The organism is Rhodanobacter terrae (assembly GCF_042657005.1).
GTDB classification, from domain to species: domain Bacteria; phylum Pseudomonadota; class Gammaproteobacteria; order Xanthomonadales; family Rhodanobacteraceae; genus Rhodanobacter; species Rhodanobacter terrae.
Genome location: NZ_JBHSNG010000001.1, coordinates 22,000 through 33,327 on the forward strand (window position 1 = coordinate 22,000; position 11,328 = coordinate 33,327).

The following is an 11,328-nucleotide window of genomic DNA, read 5'->3' on the forward strand; positions in this document are numbered from 1 at the left end:
AATGAAATCGTGTAGGAGCCCGCTGGCGGGCGATGCTCTTGCCTTGATGGCGGGCCAGGAAAGATCAGAACAAGAGCATCGCCCGCCAGCGGGCTCCTACGGGCGGCATCGTAATTTGGCGTGAATGGAGTGACGGGATGTTCGGCTACTACCTTGATCTGGCACTGCGCAGCCTGAAGCGCAACAAGGTGCTGACCGCGCTGATGGTGCTGTCGCTGGCGCTGGGCATCGGCGCCAGCATCACGACGCTGACCGTGTTCCGGCTGCTGTCGGGCGATCCGTTGCCGCAGAGGAGCGCGCAGCTGTTCTATCCGCAGCTTGATCCCTATCCGAGGGACCAGCCTTTCTCGCGCAGCGGGAAAATGCCGTGGCTGATGACCTACGTCGACGCGATGAACTTGGTGCGTGCGCGCAAGGCCGAGCGGCAGACGGCGATGGCCATGACGCAAACCAAGGTGACACCTGAGCACGGCCAGAAGCCGTTCTTCAGCGACGGCGTGATGACAACCTCGGATTTTTTCGCGATGTTCGATGCGCCTTTCCGGTATGGCGCAGGCTGGGGTGCGGCGGACGATGACAGCCGCGCGTCGGTGGTGGTGATCGCCGATTTCCTCAACGACAAATTGTTCGCCGGTACCAACAGCGTGGGACGCAGCATCCGCATCAACGAGCATGACTTTCGCATCATCGGTGTGCTCAGGCATTGGGCGCCGCAGCCGCGCTTCTACGGACTGCGCCTGGGCGGTCACGATTACGGTAGTGGCGATGCGGTGTTCATGCCGTTGCAGACAGCACGCGCCGATGGCATGACGCCGCAGATCAGCCTTTCCTTTGGGCCGTCCGGCGGAGTGAATCTGGAAATCGCGCCAAGCACATGGCTGGGCGTATGGGTGCAACTGTCTGGTGTTGCCGATGCCTCGGCCTACCGGACGTTCCTGACTCATTACGCGGAGCAGCAGGTAGTGCTGGGACGATTTCAGCGATCCAGAGTGGCCTTGTCCGGCCTGATGCAATGGCTGGGCGACCAACGGGTGGTGCCCGACGACGTGCGTTTGCAGGTCGGGCTGGCGTTCGGTTTCCTGCTGATCTGTGTGGTCAATACCGTGGGCCTGCTGCTGGCCAAGTGCCTGCGCAGATCGCGCGAGATCGGAGTGCGCCGCGCACTGGGCGCCTCGCGCGGGGCGATCTTCGCGCAGTTCATGATCGAGGCCGGGATCGTCGGCCTCGCGGGCGGGATGCTCGGCCTGTTCTTCGCCGAAATGGGTCTGTGGGGCATCCGCCACCAGCCGGCCGAGTACGCCAGCCTCGCGCATCTTGATATCGGGATGTTCCTGTTCACCTTCGTCGTGGCGCTGGTGGCCAGTCTCATAGCTGGCTTGTTGCCTGCCTGGCGCGCCAGCGTGCTGGCGCCCGCTCCCCAACTGAAAGCGGCCTGAGAGGAACGACCATGGAAATCCGACCGATACTCGCCAGCCTGCGCAGGCACCGCATTCCCGCCCTGCTGATCGTGCTGGAGATCGCGCTGGCCTGTGCGGTCCTGTGCAATGCGGTGTTCATGATCGGCCAGCGTGTGGCCGACATCCACATGCGCAATGCCATCGACGAGCAGGGCATTTCGGTGATCAGCCTGAACGGCGCCGATCCGGCACGCGCCGGCAGCGACATTCCGCGCAATCTTGCAGCACTGCGCGGCGTCGCGGGCGTTACGGCGGTGGCGGTGACCACCGGTATGCCGCTGGACACGAATGCGGCGCTGATGGGCTTTACGACCACGTCGGAAGGGAAAAGCAACGTTAACACAGCGGAGTATTTCCTCGGGAGCGGTGGCGAACAGGCACTGGGACTGCATCTGTTGCAGGGGCGCTATTTCAACACCGACGAATACGCGAACAGCGATCTGAAGGGCTTCCAGTCCACCGGTCACGCGATGCTGATCACCCTGAGCGATGCGCAGCGGTTATGGCCAGGACAGAGCGCGCTGGGCAAGCTGCTTTACAGCGACAACGCCAGCTGGACCGTAGTCGGTGTGGTAGCCGACGTGCTGGCACAGGAACCCGCGTTCAGTGGCGGTGACGGTCGCTACTCCAGCGTTTTCTTTCCGCTGCGCCCACAGGTTGCGCTGAACGACTACGTATTGCGCAGCGCGCCGCGGGATCGCGATCGGATCGTGCGCGAAGCGGTGCAAGTGCTGGGCAAGCTGGAGCCGAGTGGCGTGGTGGGAGGGAAAACCTACACGGCGATGCGCGAAGACTATTTCGCCGATACCAGCAGCATGGTGTGGATGCTGGTGCTGGTGTGCGTGGTGATGCTGGCGGTGACTGTTTTCGGCATCGTCGGCCTGACCAGTTTCTGGGTTCAGCAGCGGCGCCGCCAGATCGGCATACGCCGTGCCGTGGGTGCCACGCGGGGTCATATCCTCAGCTACTTCCGCACCGAGAATTTCCTGCTCAGCACGGCCGGTGTGCTCGCGGGCATGGCGTTGGCGTTCGGCATCAACTTGTACTTGATGACGCATTACGAGATGAGCCGCATGCCCTGGTATTACCTGCCTTGCAGCGCGATCGCGCTATGGCTGCTCGGCCAGCTCGCCGTACTCGGTCCGGCGCTGCGCGCCGCGGCCGTGCCGCCGGTGGTGGCGACGCGGTCGGTGTGAGAACCATGCTATCCGGCACGGGATATCGCGTTTCATACAAGCCACAATGAACGTTCATTAGCCCTTGAACATGCCTCGGAGAATGATCCTGATGAAGACCTTGCCGTTGCTGATCTGTGCGAGCCTGCTGGGCTCGGTGACCGTGATTTCATCGACCATGGCTTCGCCTGTGCAGGCCGCGGCCCCGGCGGCGCAGGCCGCGCAGACGGACGTGGCGAGCCGGGTGAAGGCGCTCAATGCGCTGCTGGCCGAGCAATGGCAGCACACGCTGCAGAACAGTCCCGAGTTCGCCACGATTCTGGGCGACCTGCGTTACAACGATCGCTGGAGCGACTTCTCGCTGGCGCATGCGGCGGCCGAGAACAAGGTGACGGCGGATTTCCTGAAGCGTTTCGAGGCGATCGATACCCGCGGGTTCTCCGACACCGACAAGCTCAACCAGCAGCTGATGGTGCGCCAGCTGAAGGACAGCCTGAAGGCTTACGACCTTAAGCTGAACGAGATGCCGCTGGACCAGATGAGCGGCATCCACCTGCAGCTGGCCGGTTTCGTCAGCTCGATCCCGTTCGACAACACGAAGGAGTACGAGGATTACCTCGCACGTCTGAAGGCGGTGCCGAAAAGTTTCGACCAGGTCATCGGCGTGGCGCGGCAGGGCATGGCGGACAAGATGATGCCGCCGAAATACCTGCTGGAAAAAGTCGTCACACAGATCGCCAGCATAGAGAAGCCGGCCGGCCTGGACAGCGTGTTCGCCGAACCGCTGAAGCATTTCCCGAAGTCGGTGTCGCCGGCGGACCAGAAGCGCCTGCGTGACGCGATCCTCGCCGCGATCGACCAGGACGTGCGGCCGGCCTACCGCAAGCTGGGCGAATTCGTGGCGAAGGACTACGCGCCGCACGGGCGAGCCGAGCCGGGCATCTGGGCGCTGCCGAACGGCGACGCGATCTACCGTTTCGACGTGGAGCAGATGACCACCACCGACCAGACGCCCGAGCAGATCCACCAGCTGGGGCTGGCCGAGGTCAAGCGCATCGAGGGCGAGATGACCCGGATCGCCAAGACGCAGGGCTATCCCGACCTGGCCAGTTTCCGCGCAGCGCTGAAGAAGAATCCGAAGGTCTTCGCCACCTCGCGCGAGGACATCCTCAACCGCTATCGCGGCTATCTGGCGCAGATGCAGCCGGAGCTGCCCAAGCTGTTCGGCCTGCTGCCGAAGACCAGGGTGGTGGTGATGCCGGTGGAACCGTTCCGCGAGAAGGAGGCACCCGGCGCCGAATACCATCAGGGCACGCCGGACGGCTCGCGCCCGGGACAGATCTTCGTCAACACCGGCGACTTCGCGCACCGCAATGTGCTGGACATCGAATCGACCGCGTACCACGAGGGCATTCCCGGCCATCACATGCAGATCTCGATCGCACAGACGCTGCCCTTGCTGCCGCCGTTCCGCCAGCAGGCCGGCTACACCGCCTACATCGAGGGCTGGGCGCTGTATGCCGAGCAGCTGGGCAGGGAAATCGGTTTCTACAAGGATCCGCTGTCCTACTACGGCCATCTCAGCGACGAGCTGCTGCGCGCCGACCGCCTGGTGCTCGATACCGGCGTGCATTACAAGCACTGGACGCGCCAGCAGATGGTGGACTTCTTCCACGCACATTCCAGCGAGGACGAGCCGGATGTGCAGGCCGAGACCGACCGCTACGTCACCTGGCCGGGCCAGGCGCTGGCTTACAAGATGGGCGAGCTGAAGATTCTCGAGCTGCGCGCGCGCGCGAAGAATGAGCTGGGTGACCGGTTCGATATCCGTGCGTTTCATGACGAGATCCTCAGCGGCGGCGCACTGCCGCTGGACGTGCTGGATACCCGCGTCAACGACTGGATTGCCGCGGTGAAGGCCGGCAAGGCGCCGGTGCATCCGGTGGCGGAGTAAATTGCCGGGCGGCCGCCGCCTTTGGTAGGAGCGACCTCGGTCGCGATGCTTCTGCTTTCGCCACCATGGCGCCAGGGGCATCGCGGCCGAGGTCGCTCCCACCGAATCGGCGGTTCTGCGACGCGGCGGTGTACGCCTGCCATCAGTCATGGCAACCTTTGCGTCCGGAGCGGCATCCATTGCCGCATGTGCAGAAGAAAGATGCGAACCGTACTGATCATCGACGACAACCCGGCCGTGGGCGAGGCGCTCTCGCTGGCGCTGTCGTTGCACGAGATCCGCCCGCTCACCGCGCTGACGCCCGAGGAAGGCATGGCGTCGCTGGAGCACGAAGCGGTCGACGTGGTGATCCAGGACATGAACTTCACCACCGATACCACCTCGGGCGAGGAGGGCGTGGCGCTGTTTCGGGCGATCCGCGAGCGCCATGCGGACTTGCCGGTCATTCTGCTCACCGCGTGGACGCACCTGGAGACCGCGGTGGAGCTGGTCAAGGCCGGCGCGTCGGATTACCTGGCCAAGCCGTGGGACGACAACAAGCTGCTGACCACGGTGGAGAACCTGCTGGAGCTGTCCGAATCCACCCGCGAGATGACACGCAGCCGGCGCGAGCGGCGCCAGCGGCGCGAGCAGCTGCAGAAGAAATACGACCTGGACGGGCTGGTGTTCGCTTCCGAGGCGATGGCGCGCACGCTGGACCTGGCCTGCCAGATCGCCCGCTCGGATGTCTCGGTGCTGATCACCGGACCCAACGGAACCGGCAAGGAACGCATCGCCTCGATCATGCATGCGAATTCTTCGGTGAAGCGCGGCCCGTTCATTGCGGTGAACTGCGGTGCGCTGCCGGGCGAGTTGATCGAAGCCGAACTGTTCGGTGCGGACGCCGGCGCCTACACTGGCGCGAACAAGGCGCGCGAGGGCCGTTTCGAGCTGGCCGACGGCGGTACCTTGTTCCTGGACGAGATCGGCAACCTGCCATTGCCGGGCCAGATGAAACTGCTGCGGGTGCTGGAGACCGGCCAGTTCGAACGGCTCGGTTCCGGCCGCACGCGCCAGGTCAAGGTGCGCGTGCTGAGCGCCACCAATGCCGACCTGAAGGCGATGATCCGTACCGGCACGTTCCGCGAGGACCTGTACTACCGCCTCAACGTGATCGAAGTGAACCTGCCGCCGCTGACCGAGCGCAGCGACGACATCCTGCCGCTGGCCGAATTCTTCCTGGACGGCCGCGCCGAACTCGGCGATGCCGCGCGCGAGGCCTTGCTGGGTTATCCGTGGCCGGGCAATGTGCGCGAATTGAAGAATGCGATCGAGCGCGCCGCGCTGCTGGCCGGCGAGGGGCCGATCACCCCTGAACTGCTCAACCTGCCGCAGCATGCGGCAACCGCGGCGCGCAATCTCGATGAGCCCAGCCGTGAAGCGGTGGAGGCGGCGCTGCACAAGGCCGATGGCGTAGTCAGCCGCGCGGCGCAGCATCTGGGCCTGTCGCGGCAGGCGCTGTATCGGAGAATGGAGCGCTACGGCCTGGCGGCGCCAGCTTGATCCGGATCGGACTGCGGTGCTTGCCGATATCCGGATGGCGTCGAAAGATGGCCGCATTCATGGACATCGATGAACTGCAGGTGCCGTCGAGGCGAGTTTCCCCCGTCGTGGAGTGCGGCCGATGTGGCATCGTTTGAATTCCCTGCAGGGTCGGCTGACGCTGCTGCTGGGTTTTGCCAGTGTCGCCGGCGCACTGATCTATGCCGGTGTCACGCAGTGGCCGCTGCCGCAGCTGTTGTTGTGGCTGCAAACCGCGCTGACGCCGAAGCCCGCGACGGCGACGGCGGCGATCGAGGCGCAGCCCGAGCTTCATCTGGGCGTCTACGGCGGCCTGGGCGTCTGCGCCGTGCTGCTGTTGCTGCTGGCGTTCTGGCTGGCCGGCCGCGCGATGTCGCCGGTCAGCCGTCTGCTGCGTGCGCTCGAGGGTGCGGTAGCAAGCTACCGCGACGGCGATTTCAGTTTCTCGATCGCGATCAACCGGCGTGACGAGCTGGGCGAGCTGATCCGCATGCACAACGCGCTGGGGCAGACCTTGCGCGAGCAGCGCCAGCATCTGGTGCAGCGCGAGCTGCTGCTCGACACGGTGGTGCAGAACACGCCGGTGGCGCTGGTGCTGACCGACGCGATCGGCCGCGTCGCGTACGCCAACATCGCCTCGCGCCATCTGTTCAACGAAGGGCGCAACCTGGTTGGACTGGATTTCGCCGAGCTGCTGGCCGATGCGCCCGAGGCGTTGCGCAAGGCGGTGGAAAGCGGCGAGGACGCGCTGCTCAGTGTGGAGATGGACGGCAGCGAGGAAACCTTCCACCTGTCGCAACGCGCCTTCCGCCTACAGGGTCGGCCGCATCGGCTGCAGCTGTTCCGGCGCATGACGCGCGAGCTGTCGCGGCAGGAAGTGGCGACCTGGAAGCGGGTGATCCGGGTGATCAGCCACGAGCTCAACAATTCGCTGGCGCCGATCTCCTCGCTGGCGCATTCCGGCGCCGAGCTGGCGCGGCGTGGCCAGCTCGACCGGCTGCCCGGCGTGTTCGCCACCATCAGTGAGCGGGCGCTGCACCTCCACGGTTTCATCTCCGGTTACGCGAGTTTCGCCAAGCTGCCTACGCCGCAGCCGGTGCGGATCGAATGGCCGCGGTTCCTCGAGGGGCTGGCGCTGCACTGCCGCTACCGGCTGGCGGTACCGCCGCCGGAACAGCCGGGCGTGTTCGACGCGGTACAGATCGAGCAGGTGTTGATCAACCTGATCAAGAACGCGCATGAGGCGGGCGGCGACGAAGAAGAAGTCACCTTGTCGATCCTGGAGGTCGGCAACGAGCTGCGCATCGAGGTGGCCGACCGCGGTCCCGGCATGAGCGAGACGGTGCTGGCCCAGGCGCTGCTGCCGTTCTATTCGACCAAGCGTTCCGGCACCGGCCTTGGCCTGGCACTGGCACGCGAGATCACCGAGGCGCACGGCGGTCGCGTGCTGCTGGCCAATCGCGAAGGCGGCGGTTTGCGGGTGAGCCTGCGCCTGCCGCAGATGGCGATCCTGTAGCACGCGCTCGTACCCGTTCTCGGGCCACGACTAGCCTGCCTGGCTTGGTCATCCAGTCTGCCGGAACAAGGCCTGAAGAAATTGCTGAGTGGCGCCGGCCGGCGTTGCATGCATTTCCAGCGTGCTGTCGATCAGCGTGAAGCCATCGCCGAGCGCGCGCGCCAGGCCCTCGGCGTCATAACGCATCGTATCCAGTCCGCTGCACTTCATCGGGCCGTCCGGTCCGAACGTGGCCAGCACGGCATGGCCACCCGGCTTGAGCGCATGGGTCAGGTGCCGCACGTAGTTCGCGCGCTGTGCGGTCCCGGTCAGAAAGTGGAAGACGGCGCGGTCGTGCCATACGTCGTAGCGGGCCTCTTGCAGCGGCGCATCGAGAAGATCGACCGCAAGCCAGGTCGCCGCATGCGCCGATTCGCCGAGGCGCTTCCGGGCAACACTCAAGGCCTCCGCGGAAATATCGAGGACGCTGAGGTCGCGATAGCCGCGTGCGAGCAGATCATCGACCAGGGTCGACGCGCCGCCGCCGACATCGAGCACCGCGGCGCCATGATCGGGAGCGACACGCTCGATCAAGGCCAGCGACCTGTCCAGGTGCGGTCGGTACCAGCTGACCGCGTCGGCGGCCTTGGTCGTGTAGACGGTTTCCCAGTGTTGTTGGCGATTCATGCGACGCCCTCCTCAGTGCCCATGGCGGTGATGCATGTCCGGATAGTGCGGATGACTGTGGATCAGGGGCTCGTGGACATGGGGATGCGTGTGCGGCTCCTCGCCGTCCCATGGAAAATCGTGCGTGTGCTGATGATGGGCGTCGTGGCGATGGCGATGGTCGTGCGCCAGCGCTTCATGCGCGTGCTCATGCTCGTGGCGCTCGCTCACGTGCAGCCATACCCCGATGGCCATCAAGACGCCCGCCAGCCAGAAGGCAGGGCCGGCGTGTTCGGCAAACAACATCAGCGAGAGCGCGGCACCCAGAAAAGGCGCCGTGGAAAAGTAGGCGCCGGTTCGCGCCGTACCCAGATTGCGCAAGGCCAGCACGAACAGCACCAGACTCAGGCCGTAACCGAAAAAGCCGAGCACGCCGGTGGCCAGCAAGGGCCCGACGTGGGGAAAACGGTAGCCGATGGCGAGCGCGATGGCGATGTTGATCGTGCCGGCCACGCCGCCCTTGATCGCCGCGATCTGCACCGGGTCGCCGCCGGCCACCGGGCGGGTCAGATTGTTGTCGATCGCCCAGCACAGGCAGGCGCCCGCTATCGCCAGCGTTCCCCACGGCACGGTGTGCGCACTCTGCCGCTGCCACGACAGCAGCACGGCGCCGGCGACAATCGCCAGCATGCCCAGGAACACGCGCCGATCCACATTTTCGCGAAACACCACCCAGGCCAGCACGGCGGTGAGCACGCTTTCCAGATTGAGCAACAGCGTTGCCGTCGAGGCCGCGGTGTACGCCAGGCCCAGCATCAGCAGGATGGGGCCGAGCACACCGCCGAACAGCACGGCACCGGCCAGCCATGGCGCATCCCGTCGCGTCAATGCCGCCTCGGTGATCGCCTGTCCGCGCAGGCGGCGCAGCAGCATCCACACTGACAAACCGATGCCCGATCCTGCGTAGAGCAAACCCGCCAGCGGCAGCGGCGGCATGCTGCCCAGCAGCATCTTGGCAAGCGGCGTGCTGATGCCAAACAGCGCTGCCGCAGCGAGCGCCTGGAGAATGCCGTGGGCGTGGTCGGGATTCGCGAGTTTCATGAGCGCATCTTACGCGGCCGATGGGTAGCTCCGGCCGGCAATGCAATTGTCTAACACTTCGATGTTTGCTTACGATGATTGAATGATCCGTGCCACACCGCTCCTGCTGACCCGTCTGCGCCGCCACCGCGGCCTGTGGTTGCTGGCTGTCGCGGTGTTGCTGATCAAGCTTGCCGCGGGCTCGATCTGCCTGGGCGACAGCCCCGCCGCAGCGGCGCTGGCCGATGCGCAGGCGACCACCAGCGTGCTCGCCACCATGGACTCGGCGACCTCCGCTACGCCGGACGACAACGCATGCCTGCTGGGTGAAGCCGGTGGCTGCCATTGCGCGTGTGCCCATGCGCTGACCTTGGCGACCAGCGTGACGCTCTCCGTCGCGCCCATCGAGACGGGTACGGAATCTTTCCGCCTCTCCGCGGGCATGATCCGGGCGACGATCGGCTCGTTGCTGCGCCCTCCTATCGCCTGAAACCGCTCCGTTCCGCGATGAAACCGCCGGTGCGGTTCGTCGCCTCGTGACCGTTTTTCAGGAGATGGCTTCATGTCTGTTCCATGTTCGGTGCCGATCGGCGCCGTGTGTCTGCTGTATGCGACGGTGCCCACCGCCGTACCTCCTTCCGATCCATCGCCAACGGCAATTGCGCTACCCGCATCGTCCCCGTTGCGGGACGCGCTGCGCCGCATCCGGGAAGCCAGCCCAGACATGCGGGCCATCCAGGCTGATTCCGGCTCTATGCGCATCTCCGTGTCTACGGGGAGCGCTGATGTCAATCGATGCATCACGAAGCTGAGCCTTTTTCCGGGAGCTTTTTCATGAATTTTTCTATCCGGCGCGCGCTCGGCGCGTTTGCCCTGCTTTGTCTTGCCTCAGGTTCAGCCGTATATGCGGCTGATACCTTTCCGGTCACCGCCGCGCAGATGAAAGCGCTCGGGATAACCGTGCAGCGCCTGGACCGTCCCGTCGACATCCGCGGCCCGATCTATCCGGCGCGCGTGGTGCTGCCGTTGCAGCAGGAGCAGGTCATCAGTGCACCGATGGCAGGCCTGGTCGATCAGCTGCTGGTGGACGAACACCAGACCATTTCCCGCGGCCAGCCGCTGCTGCACCTGAATAGCCCCGAGTATGGAGAACAGCAGCTCAGTGCGCTGGAGGCAGCCAGCAAGAGTCGGCTCGCACAAGCGGCCGTGGTGCGCGAGCGCAAGCTGTTTGCCGAGGGCATCATTCCGCAGCGACGGGTGTTCGAGGCCGAAGCGGCCGCCAGCGATGCGCAGGCCAGATTGCGGCAGGCCAGCGGGGCGTTGCGGCTGGCTGGCGTGGACGGCGCTGCCATAACCCAGCTGATCCAGAGCGGGGTGCTCAAGGACGCCCTGGTACTGCACAGCAAGGGCGCCGGCGTGGTGGTCAGCATCGAGGCCAAGCCGGGCCAACGGGTAGCTGCTGCGGATCCACTCATACGGGTGGCGGACATGAGTCGGCTCTGGCTGGACATCCAGATCCCGGCCGAGCGTGCGAACGCATGGGCCAGGAATGGGCAGATCGTCGTGGTCGGCCGCAGGGCAACGGCCAAACCGCTGAGCCTGGGTGCGGTAGTCGGCGAAGGCCAGGTTCTCACCTTGCGGGCCGAGGTGACTGCCGGCGCCGATCAATTGCGGCCCGGCGAATTCGTGCAGGCGCAGGTGCCGCTCGCCGGCACCCAGGGTGCATGGACGCTGCCGCTTGCGGCGGTGGCGCGCCAAGGTGAGCAGGCCCACGTATTCGTTCGCACCGCGCAGGGGTTTGTGGCACAGCCGGTCGAGGTGGTTGCCAGCTCGGGGCCATTGGTCAGCGTGGCGGGGCCGCTGAAGGCCGGCGACCAGATCGCGATCAGCAGCGTGATTGCGCTGAAAGCGGCCTGGCTCGGCGAAAGCGGAGGCGAATGA

9 protein-coding genes are annotated in these 11,328 nt (G+C 65.4%); 7 read left to right on the plus strand and 2 right to left on the minus strand.

Going from position 1 to position 11,328, the window contains the following annotated elements; translation table 11 throughout:
* The first annotated feature begins 137 nt into the window (after positions 1-137).
* From ACFPPB_RS00080 to ACFPPB_RS00100, 5 genes are all read left to right on the plus strand, one after another.
* The gene (locus ACFPPB_RS00080; RefSeq protein ID WP_377323161.1) at positions 138-1,436 is read left to right on the plus strand and encodes an ABC transporter permease; all 1,299 of its coding nucleotides are present in this window, start codon (positions 138-140) and stop codon (positions 1,434-1,436) included.
* Between the two features lie 11 nt (positions 1,437-1,447).
* Entirely contained in the window at positions 1,448-2,653 is a 1,206-nt protein-coding gene (locus tag ACFPPB_RS00085) for an ABC transporter permease (protein ID WP_377323163.1), read from the plus strand.
* 91 nt (positions 2,654-2,744) lie between these two features.
* The gene (locus ACFPPB_RS00090; protein ID WP_377323165.1) at positions 2,745-4,586 is read left to right on the plus strand and encodes a DUF885 domain-containing protein; all 1,842 of its coding nucleotides are present in this window, start codon (positions 2,745-2,747) and stop codon (positions 4,584-4,586) included.
* A 201-nt stretch (positions 4,587-4,787) separates the two neighbouring features.
* Complete coding sequence (locus tag ACFPPB_RS00095; protein ID WP_377323167.1) at positions 4,788-6,128, plus strand: sigma-54-dependent transcriptional regulator; 1,341 nt, start codon at positions 4,788-4,790, stop codon at positions 6,126-6,128.
* A 121-nt stretch (positions 6,129-6,249) separates the two neighbouring features.
* On the plus strand, positions 6,250-7,662 hold the full coding sequence (locus tag ACFPPB_RS00100; protein ID WP_377323169.1) for a sensor histidine kinase: 1,413 nt from the start codon (positions 6,250-6,252) through the stop codon (positions 7,660-7,662).
* A 48-nt stretch (positions 7,663-7,710) separates the two neighbouring features.
* Here the strand turns inward: ACFPPB_RS00100 and ACFPPB_RS00105 are convergent, their stop codons facing one another.
* Positions 7,711-8,328 (minus strand): class I SAM-dependent methyltransferase, encoded by a 618-nt coding sequence (locus ACFPPB_RS00105; RefSeq protein ID WP_377323171.1) that lies wholly within the window; start codon positions 8,326-8,328, stop codon positions 7,711-7,713.
* Positions 8,329-8,340: 12 nt separating this feature from the next.
* Positions 8,341-9,408: a DMT family transporter gene (locus ACFPPB_RS00110; RefSeq protein ID WP_377323173.1), complete on the minus strand. Its 1,068-nt coding sequence runs from the start codon at positions 9,406-9,408 to the stop codon at positions 8,341-8,343.
* An 82-nt stretch (positions 9,409-9,490) separates the two neighbouring features.
* Between ACFPPB_RS00110 and ACFPPB_RS00115 the strand changes: the two genes are divergently transcribed.
* Positions 9,491-9,877, plus strand: a complete 387-nt coding sequence (locus ACFPPB_RS00115; RefSeq protein WP_377323175.1) for a hypothetical protein — start codon at positions 9,491-9,493, stop codon at positions 9,875-9,877.
* Between the two features lie 344 nt (positions 9,878-10,221).
* Positions 10,222-11,328: an efflux RND transporter periplasmic adaptor subunit gene (locus tag ACFPPB_RS00120; RefSeq protein WP_377323177.1), complete on the plus strand. Its 1,107-nt coding sequence runs from the start codon at positions 10,222-10,224 to the stop codon at positions 11,326-11,328.